Below are 17,431 nucleotides of genomic sequence, written 5' to 3'. Positions count from 1 at the left end.
ATGTTTCCTCCGATCCCGAATCCCCCGGTCACAGCGACCCCTGCGAAGTTTGGCGACGCGGACCTCGTCCGCCGCTCGGCTTCCTCGGTGCCGGCGCCAGCGCAGAAGCTGACGCCGGTCGCCAAGCTCATCGACGTCTCGAAGTGCATCGGCTGCAAGGCCTGCCAGGCCGCGTGCCTCGAATGGAACGAGCTCCACGAGGAGATCGGCACCTTCAACGGCACCTACACCAACCCGCCGGATCTCACCCCGGCGTCGTTGACGCTGATGCGGTTCGAGGAATGGGTGAACCCCGAGACGGACAGCCTCGAATGGCTCATCCGCAAGGACGGCTGCATGCACTGCGCCGATCCGGGCTGCCTGAAGGCCTGCCCGGCGCCCGGCGCCATCGTGCAGTATTCCAACGGCATCGTGGACTTCGACCACGACAAGTGCATCGGCTGCGGCTATTGCGTGAAGGGCTGCCCCTTCAACATCCCGCGCATCTCCAAGGTCGACAACAAGGCCTACAAGTGCACGCTCTGCTCCGACCGAGTGGCGGTGGGCCAGGGACCGGCCTGCCAGAAGGCCTGCCCGACCCAGGCCATCGTCTTCGGCACCAAGGAGGAGATGAAGGGCTGGGCGGACGGCCGGATCAAGGACCTGAAGTCCCGCGGCTTCAAGAATGCCGGGCTGTACGACCCGCCAGGCGTCGGCGGCACCCACGTCATGTACGTGCTGCCGCACGCGGACAAGCCCTCGATCTATTCCGGCCTGCCGGACAATCCCCGCATCAGCCCCATCGTCGAGGCCTGGAAGGGCGTGACGAAGTATGTGGGCCTCGGCGTCATGGGCTTCGCGGCCGTCGCCGGCGCCTTCCACTACCTCGTCACCGGCGCCAACAAGGTCACCGCCGAGGATGAGGAGAATGCGGAGAAGCTGACGCAGGGAGGACGCTCATGAGCGCGGCACCCTATGACGTCGAGAGCGGCGACCAGGTCCACAAGGGCCATCCGGTGCAGGTGGACCGCTACACGGTCGCGGCGCGGATCAACCATTGGGTGACGGCCATCAGCCTGATCCTGCTGGCGATCTCCGGCCTCGCTCTGTTCCACCCCAGCCTCTACTTCCTGACCGCCCTGTTCGGGGGCGGTCAGCTGACCCGCGCCATCCACCCCTGGATCGGCGTGGTGCTGTTCTTCTCCTTCTTCGGCCTGTTCTTCCGCTTCTGGAAGGCCAATCTGTGGAAGAGCGAGGACGGCACGTGGCTCAGGCGCATCCGCGACGTGATCGCCGGCAACGAGGAGAAGCTGCCCGAGCTCGGCAAGTACAATGCCGGCCAGAAGTTCGTGTTCTGGGGCATGTCCGTCCTCATCGTCGCGCTGATCGGCTCGGGGCTGGTGATCTGGAACACCTATTTCTCCAGCTACACCTCCATCGAGCAGCAGCGGATCGCGCTCCTGGTGCACGCACTGGCGGCGGTCGCAATCATCTGCGTATGGATCATCCACGTCTACGCGGCCATCTGGGTCAAGGGCACCATCTCCGCCATGACCCGCGGCCAGGTGACCGGTGGATGGGCCTGGCGCCACCACAGGAAGTGGCTGCGCGAACTGGTGGCCGGCAAGCGCACGGGAACCCCGGCCGAATAAGGTCGTTTCCCCAAGATGGCCCCCTCTGGCGACAGAGGGGGCCCGAGGGGGGCCAGGCGTGCCGACGCTCCATTCAGGGCCGCGCGGTCGCCGGGCGTGCCGCTTCGGTCGCCGCATGCGGTCCGGGGCGGTGCGGAGCACGCAGCATCCGTTTCTCAACCACGTGACCCGTGAGGTTCGTGACGCATCATGTCCGCTTCCCCCAACAGCCCGGGCGCCGTCCTGCCCGATCCGTCGGTCATCACCGGCGTCAATGTCCCGCCCTTCGCGATGATGCCGGAGCCGGAACTCCTGTTCGCCCGGCGCGCCGAGCGTTTCGGCGTCCTGGCCCGGAGCCATGAGCTGGCGCCCTACCTCACCTTCCTGCAGGACCTTGCGGCTGCCCAGGCGGCGATCCTGCCCGACCTGCCGCTGCCCGACCTGCCGGAGGCGGAGGACCGCGAGCGCGCGCGCAGCTTCCAGATGCCCCCCCTCGACCGCTCCCGCTCCACCGCGGATCCGGTCCTGGACGATACCTTCACGCGGCTCCAGCGGCTTGCCGCCGACGTCTCCATGCCGCCCGCCGCAGCCGCGGGCCTTGCCCGTCTGTCGGCGTCCGGCGACGGGGTGCGCGAGGAGGTGATGCGCAACGTGCTGGCGGATTCCATCCCCATGGAGCATCTGGCCGAGCACGTCTTTGCCGCCGCCGCGCTCCAGGTGCATTTCGCCCGCCTCGCCGCGCGGCTGGACCCGAAGAGCCTGGTGGACGTGGGCGTCGGCATGTGTCCCACCTGCGGCGGTCCGCCGGTGTCGAGCGTGGTGGTGGACTGGCCGAACGCCCATGGCGCCCGCTATTGCGTCTGCGCCCTGTGCAGCACCTGGTGGAACTTCGTGCGCATCCGCTGCACCTCCTGCGGCACCACGAAGGGCATCGGCTACCAGGAGGTGGAGGGCAGCGACGGCGAGATCAAGGCCGAGACCTGCGACGCCTGCAACACCTACCTGAAGGTGCTCTACCGGCCGAAAAATCCGGACCTCGACCCGGTGGCGGACGACGTGGGCAGCCTCGGCCTCGATTTGCTCATGAGGGACGGCCCCTACCGGCGATCCGGATTCAATCCGCTGCTGCTCGGCTATTGAGGGCCAGGCCATGAGCGAGCCCTCTCCCGCGGGCGTTCGCGCCCACGACGCCGGGGATGCGCCGTCCGGCGCGCCTGAGCCCGCAAGCCGCCGGCTGCCCTCCGTGGACGCCGTGCTCAAGACCGAGGCGGCCCGCGCTGCCCGCGAGCGCCACGGCCGCGCCGCGACCACCGCCGCCGTGCGCACCGTGATCGACGGCGCCCGCGCCACCGCGCGCGGCGCGCCGCCGGCCGCCCCGCTCGCCCCCGAGGCACTCGGCGCTGAGGCGCTGGCGCTGCTCGACGCGGCGGCGGCGCCCTCGCTCAAGCCGGTCCTCAACCTTACCGGCACGGTGCTGCACACCAATCTCGGCCGTGCCATCCTCGCCGAGGAGGCGGTGGCGGCGGCCACCGTGGCCATGCGCCAGGCGGTGGCGTTGGAATTCGACCTGTCCGGCGGCAAGCGCGGCGAGCGCGACGATCATGTGCGCGCCTTGCTGCTGGAGCTGACCGGCGCCGAGGCGGCGACCGTCGTCAACAACAACGCCGCCGCCGTGCTCATCACCCTCAACACCCTGGCGGCGGACCGGGACTCCATCGTCTCGCGCGGCGAGCTGATCGAGATCGGCGGCGCCTTCCGCATGCCGGAGATCATGGCGCGCGCCGGCACCCGCCTGCGCGAGATCGGTACCACCAACCGCACCCATCTGCGGGACTACGAGGGCGCGCTCACCGCCGAGACCGGGCTGATCCTGAAGGTCCACACCTCCAACTACCGCATCGAGGGCTTCACCGCCGAGGTCAGCGCCCGCGACCTCGCCGACCTCGCCCGCGCCCACGGGGTGCCGCTTGTGAACGACCTCGGCTCTGGCACGCTCTGCGACCTCTCCGCCTACGGCCTGGTGCATGAGCCCACCGTGCGCGAGGCGGTGGCGGAAGGTGCGGACATCGTCACCTTCTCCGGCGACAAGCTCCTGGGCGGACCGCAGACCGGCTTCATCGTCGGGCGGGCGGAGCTGATCGCGAGGATCAACAAGAACCCCATGAAGCGCGCGCTCCGGGTCGACAAGATCCGCCTCGCGGCCCTTGAGGCGACCCTCAAGCTCTACCGCGACCCCGACCGCCTCGCCGCCCGCCTGCCGACGCTGCGCTTCCTCACCCGCAAGGCGGCGGACCTCGCCGCCGAGGCCGAGCGCCTCGCCCCCGAAGTCGCCGCGCGGCTGGGCGCGGGCTTTACCGTGTCGGTCGTCGCCTGCCGCAGCCAGATCGGCTCCGGCGCGCTGCCCCTGGAGACGCTGGAAAGCGCCGGCCTCGCCCTGCGCCCGGCCAGCGGCAGCGGGCGCGCGCTCGCCGCCCTGTCCGACGCCCTGCGGCGGCTGCCGGTTCCCGTCATCGGCCGCGTGGACGACCAGGCGCTGGTGCTGGACCTGCGGTGCCTCGACGACGGCGCGGCGCTCCTCGCCGCGCTCGACGCGCTGCCACGGGAGGCGCGCCATGGGCTGGCTTGACCGCCTGAGGAGCAAGTCCGGCCGGCAGGAAGCCACGGCAGCCGACGCCGAGGCCGCCATGTCCGCCGCCCTCGAAGCCGCCAGCCAAGGCGACTATCCCAAGGCCCTGTCGCTCTGGGAGCCGCTCGCGAGCGCGGGCCATCCCCGCGCCCAGAACAATGTGGGCGCGTGCTTCGTGGACGGCCTCGGCGTGGATCGCGACCTCGCCCTCGCCCATCGCTGGCTGGAGCTGTCCGCCGCCGGGGGCGACCCGGTGGGCATGCGCAACCTCGCCGCGCTCCATTTCAAGGGCGAGGGCACGGACCAGGACTACGCCCGCGCCGCCGAGCTCTACCGCGCCGCCGCCGAGAAGGGCGACGGGCCGGCCCAGGACATGCTGAGCTGGATGCTGCTGGAAGGCGAGGTGATCCCCGCCGATCCCGCCGAGGCGAGAAAATGGGCCCAGGCGGCGGCAGCCAAGGGCGTCGCCTCGGCCATGACCCGGCTCGGAATGATCGCGCACAACGCCCTCGGCACGGCGCGCGATCCGGCCGAGGCCGCCCGCTGGTGGCTCAAGGGCGCGGAGGCCGGCGATGCCGATGGCCAGGCGATGCTGGGCGCCGCCTGCCATCTCGGCTCCGGCGTCCCGCGCGACAACCTGGCGGCCTTCGTCTGGCTGCTGCGGGCGCGCGCCGGCGGCAGCCCGCTCGCCGAGCGCTTCTTCGATGTCGTCCGCGGCCAGCTCTTCCCCCAGGAGCAGGTGGAGGCGCGGCGCCGCGCGGCGCTGCCGCTGCCGAAGGCGAAGACGCCATGATCATCGGCACCGCCGGCCATATCGACCACGGCAAGTCGACACTCGTGCGCGCGCTCACCGGCGTCGACACCGACCGGCTGAAGGAGGAGAAGGCGCGCGGCATCTCCATCGACCTCGGCTTCGCCTACCTGCCGCTGGCGGGCGAAGGCGGGGACGGGGCCGACGGCGACATCCTCGGCTTCGTCGACGTGCCGGGCCACGAGAAGTTCGTCCACACCATGCTCGCCGGCGCGAGCGGCATCGATTTCGCGCTGCTGGTGGTGGCGGCCGACGACGGGGTGATGCCGCAGACCCGCGAGCACCTCGCCATCGTCGACCTCCTGGGCATCCGCCACGGCCTCGTCGCCCTGACCAAGGCCGATCTGGTGGACGCGGCGCGGCTGGAGGCCGTGACGGCGGAGATCGCCGCCGCGCTCAAGGGCACGGCACTGGAAGGCGCCGAGATCCTGCCGGTCTCGGCCGTGACCGGCGCCGGCGTGGATGGCCTGCGCGCACGCCTCGCCGAGGCCGCGCGGACCATGGGTCGCCGGGCGGCCGAGGGGCGCTTCCGCCTTGCGGTGGACCGCTCCTTCACCCTCTCCGGCGCCGGCACCGTGGTGACCGGGACCGTGCTGTCGGGCCGCGTGAACGTGGGCGACCGGGTCACGGTCAGCCCCTCCGGCCTCTCGGCGCGCGTGCGTTCCATCCGCGCCCAGGACCGGACGGCGCAGGAAGGGCATGCCGGCGACCGCTGCGGCATCAACCTCGCCGGCGACGGCATCGCCAAGGAGGCGATCGCGCGCGGCGACGTGGTGCTCGATCCCGCGCTGCATGCGCCCGCCGATCACGTGGACGCGGAGCTGAGGGTGCTCGCGAGCGAGCCGAAGCCCATCGGCCAGTGGTTCCCGGTGCGCCTGCACCACGGCGCGCGGGAGGTGGGCGCGCGCGTGGTCCTGCTCGGCGAGCCCATCGCGCCGGGCGGGCGCGGGCGGGTGCAGCTGGTGCTGGAGGCGCCCATCGCCGCGGCGGTGGGCGACCGGTTCGTGATCCGCGACACCTCGGCCCAGCGCACGGTGGGCGGCGGCACCTTCCTCGACCTGCGCGGGCCGGCCCGCAAGCGCCGCACGCCGGAGCGCCTCGCCCAGCTCGACGCCTTGGCCCTGCCCGACCCGCAGGCCGCCCTTGCCGCGCTGCTGGAGATCGCCCCCTTCCAGGTCGACCTCATCGCCTTCGCCCGCGACCACGCGTTGTCGGAGGCGCAGACGGAGGCCATGGCGGCGGCGCTCGATCTGGTCCGCATTCCGGCCGGCGAGAGCGTGACCGCGCTCTCGCCCCACCGCTTCGCCGCGTTCCGCGGCCAGCTGCTCGCCACGCTCGACGCCTTCCACGAAGAGAACCCGGACCTGCCCGGCATCGGCCGCGAGCGGCTGCGCCTCGCGCTGGTGCCGCGCCTGCCGGCGCCGGCCTTCCTCGCGGCGCTGCAATTGCTGCCGCGCGAGGACGTGCGCCTGGAAGGGGCATGGGTGCGCCGCACGGCTTTCGAGGTCCGCCTCTCGCCCCAGGACGAGGCGCTGTGGGCGCGCATCGCTCCCTTCGTCTCGGCCGAGGAGCGCTTCCGCCCGCCGCGGGTGCGCGACATCGCCGGACTGCTGCCGGCGCCGGAGCCGGAGGTGCGGCGGCTTCTCAAGCTGCTTGGCCGCATGGGACGCCTCGACGAGGTGGCCCACGACCATTTCTTCCTGCGCGCCACCGTGGCCGAGATGGTCGCCATCGTGCGCCACCTCTCGGCCACCCAGGCCAAAGGCGAATTCACCGCCGCCCAGTTCCGCGACCAGGTGTCCAACGGCCGCAAGGTGGCGATCCAGATTCTCGAATTCTTCGACCGCCACGGCGTCACCCTGCGCCGCGGCGATCTGCGCCGGGTGAATCCGCACCGTCTGGACCTCTTCGCCGCGCCGGTGGAAGATGCGCCGGCGACGGGCACGGCCGATACGCAATCCGCGACGCCCTGCTCCGCCCCGGCGGAGAGCGGCGCGCCGCGAGGAAGAGAAGCGTCCCTGGTGGGGCGTCCGGACTTCAAATCCGGGAGGGGCCGCGAGCCGGTCCTTGGTGGGTTCGACTCCCACTCTCTTCCGCCACCTCTCCGGAACAAGCGATGAGCCCCCTGGCCACTTTCCTCGCCGAACTCGACGCCGCCAAGTCCGCCGCCGATATCGCCGAGACGCGCTATCGCGCCGAGGCGGCTGCGCGGACGGAGGCGCTCGCCACCGCCCGCGCCCACGCCTATAGGCGCGCCGACCTGATGGCTTCTCTCGGGGAGGCGACGAAGGACCTGGAGAGCGCCGAGCTCGCGATCGCCGCCGGGCAGGCCTTGCTGGCGGCCCGGCTGGGCTGGGACGAGGACAGTCCCGCCCGCTCCGAGGTCCTCGCCCGCTTCGCCCAGGTGGCGCTGGCGCTGTATGCCGCCGGACGCGAGGCGCCGGAAACGGAGCCCGACGCCCCCGCCCCCGCCGCAGCCCTGGCGACGTTCGAGGACTGGTACCTCGCCACGCGGGAGACGCCGTTCTGGTACCTGTTCGACCACTATCTGCCGGAGACGCCCCTTGTCGACTTCTAGGCGCAAGCCCCGTGGCCGCGCCGGCGCGGCCACGGCCAGCGGCGCCCCCTCGCTCACCGACGCCACGCCGCCGGCGGACGACTTCTCGAACTGGCTCGCGCAGACCTATGCGCAGGAGGGCGACTTCACGGCGCTGGTGGTTCTGGTGGCCATCGGCGAGACCAGGGTCACACCGCTTGCCTCCACCTTCCTGACCTTCGTCGGCGACGAGATCGGCTGGGCGCAGATCGCCGGCCTGTTCGCGGGCGCCAAGAAGGCATGGGACGGGGCGAGCTTCTTCCCGGTGCGCGATGCCGGCGGCCCGATCGAGAATGCCGATGCGCGGGCGCGCCTGCGGCGCCTCGAATCGCGGCTGGCCGAGGACCGGCTGGTTCTCAACGAGGGCGCCTTCTTCGATTCCTGGGGCCGCAAGATGAAGGTGGAGGAGATCACGTCTCACTGAGACGGCGCGATGGGCGCCGCGCTCCCTCGCCGCCTCAGCGGATCGGAAAGTCGAAATAGGTGTTCGGGAACGGCTCGTCCTTGAGCGTGAAGTGCCACCACTCCTTGGCGAAAGGCGCGAAGCCGTGGCGCTTCATGAGGTCGGCGAGGCGGATGCGGTTCGCCTTCTGCGACGCTGTCACCGCGTCCGAGTCGGGCCACGAGAGCGGGCTGAACAGATCGAAGGGCGTGCCCATGTCCGCTTCCGCTCCGGTGGCGGCATGGACCAGCGTGAGGTCCAGGGTAGAGCCGCGCGAATGGCCGGAGCGGGAGGCGATGTAGCCCTCCTTGAACAGCTCGGACTTGTCGAGATCGGGATAATAGGTGGCCTTGGTGCGCTCGTCAGCGAGGTCCGCGGCCCAGCGCGCGAAATGCGCCACGGCTCGGGCCGGTCGGTAGCAGTCGAACAGCTTCAGCAGATAGCCCTGGCGGCGGGCGTCCTCAGCCACCTTGGCAAGCGCCTCGGCCGCCGGCCGCGTGAGGAAGCAGCGCGCCGCCTCGTAGCCATCGACGCGGGTGCCGACGAAATTGTCGGCGCCATGATAGCGCACGTCGAGGATAAGCCCCGGCACCAGCTGGGCGACGTCCACGAACGTGGCCGGCCGGTCGGTGCGCGCCTCCGCCGGCGGCACCAGCGTGGAGAGGCCCAGGACCAGGGCCGCAGGTTTCACCACTTGGTCCATGAGGCGGGCGACCACCGGCGGGAGGAAAGCCATGGGCGCAGCGTAGAGCGCGATCCGATCAGCTTGCAATGGGAAGCATCGCCCCCGGACCGCCGGCTCTCGCCCAGGGCCGGGACGCCGCCGAGGTGAACGGCGGTGGACGGCGAGCGCTCCTTCGGGGCGCCGCCGTCCACCGTGATGCGTCAGGAGAAGAAGCTGGTGATGCTCTGCCAGATGCTCTTCTTGGGCGCGTTGGCGGCGTCCGCCGTGACCGGCTTGCCGTCGGTGCCGATGGTCGCCGGGCCGGACTGGGCCTTGGCCACGGCCTCGGCGCTGAACACGCCCGCGAAGGCTGAAATCTTGGACAGGGTGACCGGGCCGGCCATGCCATCGGCCTCAAGGCCGTTCTTCTCCTGGAACGCCTTCACCGCCTTGGCGGTGCCCTGGCCGAACTGGCCGTCGGCGGCGATGCCGAGGGCGGTCTGCAGCTTCTTCACCGCCTCGCCCTTGGTGCCGACGGTGAGCAGGATCAGCTCCGGCAGGCCCATGGCGGAGAAAGTGTCGGGACCGGCGATGCCGTCTGCGGCAAGGCCATGCGCCTTCTGGTAGGCCTTCAGGGCCTCCTCGGTGGCGGGGCCGAACTGGCCGTCCGCAGTGACACCGAGCTTCGCCTGGAGAATCTTGACCGGCTCGCCGGCCAGTCCGCGCTTCAGAATCGCCATCTCTGTTCCCCTGATGAATGGGATGGGAGGTCCGGCCCTGCCCTGGCGGACGGGACCGGGGCACGAGCCCCGCGACGTCCCGCCGCCGCCCGTGACTGGCTGGGTAATACCGCAGCGCACGGGGAGGCGAAACACCCTCGACCTCCGATCACATACTACCAACGCATGACAAAAGCATGCGAATTGAGCCGCCGAAAAGAAAAATGCCGGGCCCGATGAAAGGCCCGGCAAGTATCGCCGCAGAGCGGCGAACCTTCCAGAGGGGAACAGCTGAGGCACCGCACAGGATGCGATCAGCGCGTGATTAAAATGCCTTCCGCATAGGCATTTTGCAACGCCATCTGACCGCATAACAGGCATGTGCTGGACGCTTGGCTGCCCTCGCAATGCGGCATTCCGCTACCTGGACTTGATGTTCCTCAATAATTCCAGCGCTGGGCCTTGGAAATGAGAAAGTCACGAAACACCTGGATTCGCGCCACGGAGCGCATTTCCTGGGCATAGGTGAAATAGGCTTCGAGCTTCGGCGTCTCGCGGTCGGTGAACAGCGGCACAAGCGAGGTCGAATCATCTGAAAGGTAATCAGGTAGAGTTCCGATCCCCACGCCGCGCTCCACGGCGCGCTTGAGGCCCAGCACGTTGTTCACCTCGAAGGCGGGAATGCGCGGCGTCGAGCCGTCCCGGCCGGCGTGCTCGAGCCAGTTCAGCCCCTGGAAATAGGACGGGATCGGGCCGCCGAGCAGCAGGATTCGGTGCTTGTCCAGCTCGTCCACCGTGCGCGGCTGGCCATGGCGCTTGAGATAATCCGCCGAGGCATAAGCGTGGAAATGGACGGTGAAGAGCTTCCGCTGCACCAGGTCCGGCTGCACCGGCTGGCGCATGCGGATGGCGACGTCCGCCTCACGCATGGCAAGGTCCAGCTCCTCGTCGGTGAGGATCAGCTGGATGCGGATGTCGGGGTAGAGCTCCACGAACTCGCCCACCCGCGCCGTGAGCCAGTGGGTGCCGAGGCCCATGGTGGTGGTGACGCGCAGGTCGCCGTTGGGCTTCTCCCGGCTGTCGGTCAGCTGGGCGCGGGCCGATTCGAGCTTCAGGAACACCTCGTGGGCGGTGCGATAGAGCAGCTCGCCCTGCTCGGTCAGGATCAGGCCCCGGGCGTGGCGGTGGAACAACGGCACCTTCAGCTCCGCCTCCAGCGCCGACACCTGCCGGCTCACCGCCGATTGCGAAAGGCCCAGTGTCTCACCCGCATGGGTGAAGGAGCCGGCCTCGGCGGCGACGTGAAAGACCTTGAGCTTGTCCCAATCCATGGGGTCCCGTTCCCTGGCAGCATTGCTCCCCGCTTCGCGGCGGGACACGCGCTCACAGTCTCACCGGCGAGCGATTGGGGCACGGCACGCGGCGCCGCGCCCGATGCGGGCGGTCATTCGGCCGCCCGCGGCACCTGGTGGTGGGCGAGGTAGCGTTCGGTCTCGAGCGCCGCCATGCAGCCGCGACCCGCCGCCGTCACGGCCTGGCGATAGACATCGTCCGCGACGTCGCCGGCCGCGAACACGCCGGCAACCGAGGTGGCGGTCGAATCGGGCGCTGTCCACACATAGCCGTTGGGCTTGAGCTTCAGCTGATCCTTCACCAGATCGGTGGAGGGCGCATGGCCGATGGCGATGAACACGCCATCGGCGGCAAGGCGGGTCAGCTCGCCGGTGCGGGTGTCCCGCAGCATCACGCCGGTCACGCGGGTGGGTTCCTCGGCGCCGACGATCTCGGCCACCTCCGCATGCCAGACCACGCTCACCTTCGGGTGGGCGAACAGGCGCTCCTGGAGGATCCTCTCGGCGCGGAAGCTGTCGCGGCGATGCACCACCGTTACCTTGGCGGCGAAGTTGGTGAGGAACAGCGCCTCCTCCACGGCAGTGTTGCCGCCGCCCACCACGACCACCTCCTTGCCGCGATAGAAGAAGCCGTCGCAGGTGGCGCAGGCGGACACGCCGAAGCCGCGATAGGCCTCCTCCGAGGCAATGCCGAGCCAGCGCGCCTGCGCCCCGGTGGCGAGGATCACCACATCGGCGAGATAGGTCTCGCCGCCCTCGGTGGTCATGCGGAACGGCCGACGCGAAAGGTCGAGGCTCGCCACATGGTCGGCGATGATGCGGGTGCCCATGTGCTCGGCCTGGGCACGCATCTGCTCCATCAGCCACGGACCCTGGATGACATCGGCGAAGCCGGGATAGTTCTCCACGTCGGTGGTGATGGTGAGCTGGCCGCCCGGCTGGATGCCCTCGAACAGCACCGGCTCCAGCATGGCGCGGGCCGCGTAGATGGCCGCGGTGTAGCCCGCCGGGCCAGAGCCGATGATGACGACCTTCTTGTGATGGGTGGTCATGGAAATCCTCGAAACCCAGGCGCACGGGACTGTCCGCGCCTGCGCTGTGAAGCGCCCTTGCCTCTAGGGAAGAGGCCGACGAGCCATGCAAGAATGTAGGGGCACGCGTGCGGCGCCACAAGACGCGGAGCCAAGCCTCTTGACCCGATGGTCACGCCGCCGCCCCGCGAAAGATTATTTCGTTGCGCTGCGGCAAACGCGCACTAAGGTGCCGCCCAGCCATTCACAAGGAGCCCGCCTTGACCGTTCGCCTCGATGCCGTGGACTGGAAGATTCTCGACGAGCTCCAGCGGGACGGGCGCATGACCAACGTCGAGCTCTCGCGCCGGGTCGGCATTTCGGCGCCGCCCTGCCTCAGGCGCGTGCGGGCGCTGGAGGAAGACGGCATCATCGAGGGCTACCGGGCGCTGCTCGACGAGAAGCGCCTCGGCTACGACCTCACCGCCTTCGCCATGGTCCACCTGACGAGCCAGGCGGAAGCGGACCTCGCCGCCTTCGAGGCGCGGATCGGCAGGTGGCCGCTGGTCCGCGCCGCCTGGATGCTCTCCGGCGAGGTGGACTTCCTGATGCTGTGCGTGGCACCGGACCTGCGCACCTTCCAGGCCTTCGTGCTCGAGATCACCGCCGCGCCCAACGTGCGCAACGTGAAGACCGCCCTCACGCTCAAGCGGGCCAAGGATGCGCCCGTGGTGCCGCTGGAGGCCGGGCTGCCCAAGACCTGAGACGGCCCCGGTCCGGGGCCTGCCGGCGGATCACCGGCACTGCTTGCGGACCTTGCGCACGAAGTCTCCCGCACCGCCCGGATTGAGCAGGTAGCAGCGGCGCACGTCGTCTTCCCTCAGACCGGAGAGACCGGCGCACACCTCGCGGAAGGCGGGCAGGTTCCGCGAGAAGCGCGCAGGCAGCGCGTCGTAGGTCGTCCCGACCTCGTGGTAGCGGCCGAGCACGCCCTGGCAGGCAGGCCGCCCATTCCCCGTGTCCCGCAGGACCGCCAGCGCGGTGTCGGCCCGCGCATCGCCACGCTCGGCAGCCCGGCGCAGCCAGTCGAGCCCGCGATCGAAATCGAGCGGCACGCCGCTGCCGGCGGCATAGCGGACGCCGAGCGTGACCATCGCCGCGGGATCGCCCGCCTCGGCGGCCTTGCGCAGCCAGTAGAGGCCTTCCTGCGGGTCCTTCGGCACGCCGGTGCCGTTGAAGTAGCTGAACGAGATGAGACGCATGCTCATCACGTCTCCCGCCTCGATCGCCCGCTTGTACCAGGAGATGGCGGCGCGCGAATCCTTTCCCAGGCCGTTGCCGGTCTCCAGGTTGATGGCGAGCAGCCGCATGCCGCGGCGGTTGCCCGCCGCCGCGGACTTGCGATACCAGTCGTTGGCCTCCTTGAGGTTGCGCGGGGCGCCGTCGCCCAGCTCCAGGAGCAGGCCGAGGCTCGCCATGGCAAAGCTGTCGCCCTTCTCCGCGGCGCGGCGATACCAGCGGGCCCCGGCGCCGGCATCCCGGGCAATGCCGTGTCCGGCCACCAGATTGTCGGCCAGCAGATTCATGGCGACCGGTTCGCCCACCTCGGCCGCCTTCAGGTACCAGGCATTGGCCGCGGCGATGTCGGCGCTGCCTCCGGCGCCGTCCTCCAGCATCACGCCGAGGTCCACCATGGCCGGCGCGAAGCCGGCCGCGGCCGCCCTCTCATAGAGCGTGCGGGCAGCGCCGAGATCCGGCGATCCGTCGTGGCCCGCCTCGTGGCTCTGGCCGAGCGCATGGGTCCCACCCGCATGGCCGAGGGCATCGGCGCGGGCGGCCATGTCGCGGAATTCGTCGAAGCGCCGCGCGGCAAGGTCGGCTCGCGCCATCTGGTACCACAGGCGCGGCACATCGGGCGCCGCCCGCACCGCCGCCATGCAGGCGGGAATGGCGACGGCGGGATCGATTTCGTGGGACGCGACCCCCGCCACGCCCGGCGGGCGCTCCTTGTCGAATGGGCTGGCTGCGGCCGAGTCGCAGCGCGCGAGCGTCTCCGCAAGGTCGGCATCGGCCGCGCCGACGGGCCGCGCCGCCACCGCCTGAAGGCAGGCCAGCGCCACCACCAGCGCCAACGCGTGTCTCATGCCGCTCCCCGACCAACGACCCACTCACATCCACGTTACCCGATCGGAGCGCCGTTGGCAGGTGGCTTCTCGGCGCGCACCGCGGCCGTCGCGGGGACCGAAACTCACGGACCGTCACACGCATGACGCCAGATGGCCCTAACTAGCGGCCTCCTGGCGTTCCGCCTGCAGCAGCGCGCCACCGTCGAAACCCGATCCCATGAGCAGCCGAGCACACAAAGCCGGCGCGAACACGCGCGCCGCCTCCGATCTTCCCAGCCGCGCGCTCGCGCGCTGCCGCGGCGCCTTCGCCGCGGTGGGCGCGTTCTCGGCGGTCGTGAACGTGCTGATGCTGACCGGCTCGCTGTACATGCTCCAGGTCTATGACCGGGTGCTGCCCTCACACAGCCTGCCGACCCTCGTTGCACTGTCGCTCATCGTCATGGCGCTCTACGCGGTGCAGGGCCTGTTCGATGCCCTGCGCCAGCGCATCCTGGGGCGCATCGCCGTGGCGCTGGACCAGGATCTCAGCGGCCCGGTGGTTGCTGCGATCCTGCGCGCGCCGTTGCGGCGCCGCGACGACGGGCGCGGGATGCAGCTCTCCCGCGACCTCGACACCGTGCGCTCCTTCCTTTCAGGGTTGGGCCCGACCGCGCTCTTCGACCTGCCGTGGATGCCGCTCTATCTCTTCGCCTGCTTCCTGCTGCATCCCTATCTCGGCTGGACGCTGGTGGCGGGCGCGCTGCTCCTGGTCGGCTTGACCCTCATCACCGAGTGGCGCACCCGGCGTCCGGTGCGCGAGGCGGCCCAATCCGGGGCCGAGCGGGCTGTGCTGCTCGAAGCGGCCCGGCGCAATGCCGAGGTGGTCGCCGCGCTCGGGATGGAAAAGCCCATGCTGGCCCGCCTGGAGGCGCGGGGCGCCGGGTATCTCGCCGTCCAGCAGCGCGCCGCCGACATCGCCGGTGGCCTCGGCGCGCTCTCGAAGGTGCTGCGCTTCATGCTCCAATCGGCGATGCTGGGCGTCGGCGCATGGCTGGTCATTTCGGGACTGGCCTCGCCCGGGGTGATGATCGCCTCCTCGGTGATCGCGAGCCGGGCACTGGCGCCCATCGAGCTGGCGATCCAGAGCTGGCGCCCGTTCCTCGCCGCGCGCCAATCCTGGAGCCGCCTGCGCCAGGCGCTGACGGACGAGGACCGCGCGCGCCCCGTGGCGCCGGAGCGGGCCCACCGGCGCCTCAGCCTGGAGCAGGTCGCGGTCGCGCCGCCAGGCGCGGCGGCAGTGGTGCAGAATGTCTCGTTCGCCGTGGATGCCGGCCATGCGCTCGGCATCATCGGCCCGTCCGCATCCGGAAAATCGACGCTGGCGCGGGCGCTGGTGGGGGTGTGGCCGGTCCTGCGCGGCGAGCTTCGACTCGACGGCGCGACGCTCGACCAATGGCCCGACGAGGTCCGCGGCGCCATGATCGGCTACCTGCCTCAGGACGTGGAGCTGTTCGACGGCACGGTGGCCGAGAACATCGCCCGCTTCGATCCTGGCGCCGCCGAAGCAGATGTCCTCGCCGCCGCCAAGGCGGCCGGAGCCTACGAGATGATCCTGCGCCTTGCCGATGGCTTCGCCACCCGCATCGGCGAGGGCGGCTCGACCTTGTCGGGTGGGCAGCGCCAGCGCGTGGCGCTCGCCCGCGCGCTCTACGGGGAGCCGTTCCTGGTGGTGCTCGACGAGCCCAATTCGAGCCTCGATGCCGAAGGCGAAGGGGCGCTCAACGCTGCCATCAAGGGCATCCGCGCGCGCGGCGGCATCGCCGTGGTGGTCGCCCACCGGCCGACCGCGCTCGCCGCCTGCGACCTCGTGCTCGCCATGGCCCAGGGCCAGGTCCAGGCCTTCGGCCCCAAGGAGGAGGTGTTGCGCAAGACGCTGGCCGCACGCGAGGCCCGGGCGGAGTCCACCCTGGCGCCGGCCGAGCCCGGCCAGGCGGGCCCCGCGAAGCCCCGTGTCGTCATCGAGCGCGTGGGATAGGAGACGCCGCCATGGCCACGGGCAAGGCCCTCGATCCCTTCCGCGACATCCGGGCGACGACGCTCGCCGGCGGCGCCTTGCTGCTCGTGCTCCTGGGCACGGTGGGCGTGTGGGCCGCCACCGCGCCGCTCGCCGGCGCGGTGATCGCGCAGGGCCAGGTGGTGGTCGAGAGCAACGTGCGGCGCATCCAGCATCCCACCGGAGGCGTGGTGGGCGAAATTTTCGTCAACGACGGCGACCGGGTGAGGACGGGTGACGTCCTGGTGCGGCTCGACGAGACCACCGCGCGCGCGAACCTCGGCATGATCGACAACCAGATCAACCAGCTCGCCACCCGCAAGGCCCGGCTCGAAGCCGAGCGCGACGGCCGGTCCGCCATCGCTGTCCCGGCCGCGCTGAAGGTCCATGCCGCCGAGGAGGCGGTCGCCGCCATCCTCGCGGGGGAGGAGACGCTGTTCGCCTCGCGCAAGGCGGCGCGCGAGGGGCAGATCTCCCAGCTGCGCGAGCGCATCGCCCAGACGCGGGAGGAAATGTCCGGCCTCGCGGCGCAGATCGCCTCCAAGCGCGAGCAGATCCGCCTGATCGAGCTGGAGCTCGAAGGGGTGCGCAAGCTCTATGCCTCCAACCTGGTCTCCATCTCCCGCATGACCAGCCTGGAGCGGGAGGCGGCCCGGCTCTCCGGCGAGGCGGGCCAGCTCGTGGCCGAGACCGCGCGCGCCAAGGGGCGCATCACCGAAACCGAGCTGCAGATCCTCCAGATCGACCAGGAGCAGCGGCGCGAGGTCTCGACCGAGCTGCGCGACGTCGAAACCCGCCTCGCCGATTTCGCCGAGCGCCGCGTGGCCGCCATGGACCAGCTTCAGCGCATCGACCTGCGGGCGCCGCAGGACGGCGTGGTGCATCAGAAGACGGTCCATACCGTGGGCGGCGTGGTGAGCGCGGGCGAGCAGATGATGCTCATCATTCCCGAGCATGACGGGCTCGTGGTCGAGGCGCGCATCGATCCGCAGCTGATCGACCGGCTGAGGGTGGGGCAGAACGTGATCCTGCGCTTCTCCGCCTTCGACAGCGCCGATACGCCGGATCTGGCGGGCGTGCTGACGCGCATCTCCGCCGACCTCACGCGCGACCCGCAGAGCGGGCTGTCGTTCTACGTCACGCGCATCGCGCTCAGGCCGGGCGAGGCGCAGCGTCTCGACGGCAAGGACCTCATGCCCGGAATGCCGGTCGAGGCTTTCATCCAGACCGGCGAGCGCACCGCCCTTGCCTATCTGGTGAAGCCGGTGAGGGACCAGCTGATGCGCGCCTTCCGGCACGACTGACGCCCGCCGCCCTCCCCCTCGATCTTCACCGATGCGCCGGCAAAAGCCCGCGCGCGCTGCGCATTTCATTGCGACCCAGAACGACGCAGTACGCTATATTGCTGCAATATTCGCCGACACATAAACCACTGATGTTAAA

Annotated in this window: 15 protein-coding genes, 1 tRNA gene and 1 pseudogene; 12 read left to right on the top strand and 5 right to left on the bottom strand. The window is 70.7% G+C overall.

Annotated features, from left to right (window positions below; translation table 11 throughout):
• The 9 genes and pseudogenes from fdxH (at position 1) to V5F67_RS06630 (ending at position 8,067) form a co-directional block, all read left to right on the top strand.
• A complete protein-coding gene (fdxH, locus tag V5F67_RS06670; protein ID WP_394019908.1) occupies positions 1 to 942 on the top strand; it encodes a formate dehydrogenase subunit beta in 942 nt (313 codons plus the stop codon).
• Entirely contained in the window at positions 939 to 1,631 is a 693-nt protein-coding gene (locus V5F67_RS06665) for a formate dehydrogenase subunit gamma (protein ID WP_394019910.1), read from the top strand. The genes fdxH and V5F67_RS06665 overlap by 4 nt, the downstream gene beginning before the upstream one ends.
• Positions 1,632 to 1,820: 189 nt before the next feature.
• Positions 1,821 to 2,750: a formate dehydrogenase accessory protein FdhE gene (fdhE, locus tag V5F67_RS06660; RefSeq protein WP_394019912.1), complete on the top strand. Its 930-nt coding sequence runs from the start codon at positions 1,821 to 1,823 to the stop codon at positions 2,748 to 2,750.
• Positions 2,751 to 2,760: 10 nt separating this feature from the next.
• Entirely contained in the window at positions 2,761 to 4,236 is a 1,476-nt protein-coding gene (selA, locus tag V5F67_RS06655; RefSeq protein WP_394019914.1) for an L-seryl-tRNA(Sec) selenium transferase, read from the top strand.
• Positions 4,223 to 5,029, top strand: coding sequence for a tetratricopeptide repeat protein (locus V5F67_RS06650; RefSeq protein ID WP_394019916.1), 807 nt, complete (start codon positions 4,223 to 4,225; stop codon positions 5,027 to 5,029). Before selA ends, V5F67_RS06650 begins: the two co-directional genes overlap by 14 nt.
• A pseudogene (gene selB, locus V5F67_RS06645) lies at positions 5,026 to 6,870 on the top strand (selenocysteine-specific translation elongation factor); the annotation flags it as partial. The gene V5F67_RS06650 and the pseudogene selB, both read left to right, overlap by 4 nt.
• A 180-nt stretch (positions 6,871 to 7,050) precedes the next feature.
• Positions 7,051 to 7,146: transfer RNA gene (locus V5F67_RS06640), tRNA-Sec, on the top strand.
• 17 nt (positions 7,147 to 7,163) lie between these two features.
• Positions 7,164 to 7,625, top strand: a complete 462-nt coding sequence (locus tag V5F67_RS06635; RefSeq protein ID WP_394019918.1) for a hypothetical protein — start codon at positions 7,164 to 7,166, stop codon at positions 7,623 to 7,625.
• Positions 7,612 to 8,067, top strand: coding sequence for a hypothetical protein (locus V5F67_RS06630; RefSeq protein WP_394019920.1), 456 nt, complete (start codon positions 7,612 to 7,614; stop codon positions 8,065 to 8,067). Before V5F67_RS06635 ends, V5F67_RS06630 begins: the two co-directional genes overlap by 14 nt.
• A gap of 34 nt (positions 8,068 to 8,101) precedes the next feature.
• Here the strand turns inward: V5F67_RS06630 and V5F67_RS06625 are convergent, their stop codons facing one another.
• From V5F67_RS06625 to trxB, 4 genes are all read right to left on the bottom strand, one after another.
• Positions 8,102 to 8,821, bottom strand: coding sequence for a M15 family metallopeptidase (locus tag V5F67_RS06625; RefSeq protein ID WP_394019922.1), 720 nt, complete (start codon positions 8,819 to 8,821; stop codon positions 8,102 to 8,104).
• Positions 8,822 to 8,970: 149 nt separating this feature from the next.
• Positions 8,971 to 9,489 carry a peptidoglycan-binding domain-containing protein gene (locus V5F67_RS06620; protein WP_394019924.1) on the bottom strand — a complete coding sequence of 173 codons (519 nt, stop codon included), beginning with the start codon at positions 9,487 to 9,489 and terminating at the stop codon, positions 8,971 to 8,973.
• Positions 9,490 to 9,908: 419 nt separating this feature from the next.
• Positions 9,909 to 10,799 (bottom strand): LysR family transcriptional regulator, encoded by an 891-nt coding sequence (locus tag V5F67_RS06615; protein ID WP_121625560.1) that lies wholly within the window; start codon positions 10,797 to 10,799, stop codon positions 9,909 to 9,911.
• Between the two features lie 113 nt (positions 10,800 to 10,912).
• Complete coding sequence (gene trxB / locus V5F67_RS06610; protein WP_394019926.1) at positions 10,913 to 11,872, bottom strand: thioredoxin-disulfide reductase; 960 nt, start codon at positions 11,870 to 11,872, stop codon at positions 10,913 to 10,915.
• Between the two features lie 239 nt (positions 11,873 to 12,111).
• Here trxB and V5F67_RS06605 point away from each other — a divergent pair, with 239 nt between their 5' ends.
• Entirely contained in the window at positions 12,112 to 12,594 is a 483-nt protein-coding gene (locus V5F67_RS06605) for an Lrp/AsnC family transcriptional regulator (RefSeq protein WP_394019928.1), read from the top strand.
• Between the two features lie 30 nt (positions 12,595 to 12,624).
• Here V5F67_RS06605 and V5F67_RS06600 read toward each other — a convergent pair whose 3' ends face one another.
• Complete coding sequence (locus V5F67_RS06600) at positions 12,625 to 13,974, bottom strand: tetratricopeptide repeat protein (RefSeq protein WP_394019930.1); 1,350 nt, start codon at positions 13,972 to 13,974, stop codon at positions 12,625 to 12,627.
• A gap of 199 nt (positions 13,975 to 14,173) precedes the next feature.
• Between V5F67_RS06600 and V5F67_RS06595 the strand changes: the two genes are divergently transcribed.
• The gene (locus tag V5F67_RS06595) at positions 14,174 to 15,970 is read left to right on the top strand and encodes a type I secretion system permease/ATPase (protein WP_394019932.1); all 1,797 of its coding nucleotides are present in this window, start codon (positions 14,174 to 14,176) and stop codon (positions 15,968 to 15,970) included.
• A gap of 11 nt (positions 15,971 to 15,981) precedes the next feature.
• On the top strand, positions 15,982 to 17,292 hold the full coding sequence (locus tag V5F67_RS06590; protein WP_394019934.1) for an HlyD family type I secretion periplasmic adaptor subunit: 1,311 nt from the start codon (positions 15,982 to 15,984) through the stop codon (positions 17,290 to 17,292).
• Positions 17,293 to 17,431: the final 139 nt, after the last annotated feature.

This window comes from Xanthobacter pseudotagetidis, from assembly GCF_043194795.2.
Classification (GTDB): domain Bacteria; phylum Pseudomonadota; class Alphaproteobacteria; order Rhizobiales; family Xanthobacteraceae; genus Xanthobacter; species Xanthobacter tagetidis_A.
Note: the sequence above shows the minus strand (reverse complement) of the source record. Positions and strands in the feature narration are given on the sequence as shown.

Coding starts and splice junctions, on each gene's coding strand:
- fdxH (WP_394019908.1), top strand. CDS start 1: ATGTTTCCTCCGATCCCGAATCCCCCGGTCACAGCGACCCCTGCGAAG.
- V5F67_RS06665 (WP_394019910.1), top strand. CDS start 939: ATGAGCGCGGCACCCTATGACGTCGAGAGCGGCGACCAGGTCCACAAG.
- fdhE (WP_394019912.1), top strand. CDS start 1,821: ATGTCCGCTTCCCCCAACAGCCCGGGCGCCGTCCTGCCCGATCCGTCG.
- selA (WP_394019914.1), top strand. CDS start 2,761: ATGAGCGAGCCCTCTCCCGCGGGCGTTCGCGCCCACGACGCCGGGGAT.
- V5F67_RS06650 (WP_394019916.1), top strand. CDS start 4,223: ATGGGCTGGCTTGACCGCCTGAGGAGCAAGTCCGGCCGGCAGGAAGCC.
- V5F67_RS06635 (WP_394019918.1), top strand. CDS start 7,164: ATGAGCCCCCTGGCCACTTTCCTCGCCGAACTCGACGCCGCCAAGTCC.
- V5F67_RS06625 (WP_394019922.1), bottom strand. CDS start 8,821: ATGGCTTTCCTCCCGCCGGTGGTCGCCCGCCTCATGGACCAAGTGGTG.
- V5F67_RS06620 (WP_394019924.1), bottom strand. CDS start 9,489: ATGGCGATTCTGAAGCGCGGACTGGCCGGCGAGCCGGTCAAGATTCTC.
- V5F67_RS06615 (WP_121625560.1), bottom strand. CDS start 10,799: ATGGATTGGGACAAGCTCAAGGTCTTTCACGTCGCCGCCGAGGCCGGC.
- trxB (WP_394019926.1), bottom strand. CDS start 11,872: ATGACCACCCATCACAAGAAGGTCGTCATCATCGGCTCTGGCCCGGCG.
- V5F67_RS06600 (WP_394019930.1), bottom strand. CDS start 13,974: ATGAGACACGCGTTGGCGCTGGTGGTGGCGCTGGCCTGCCTTCAGGCG.
- V5F67_RS06595 (WP_394019932.1), top strand. CDS start 14,174: ATGAGCAGCCGAGCACACAAAGCCGGCGCGAACACGCGCGCCGCCTCC.
- V5F67_RS06590 (WP_394019934.1), top strand. CDS start 15,982: ATGGCCACGGGCAAGGCCCTCGATCCCTTCCGCGACATCCGGGCGACG.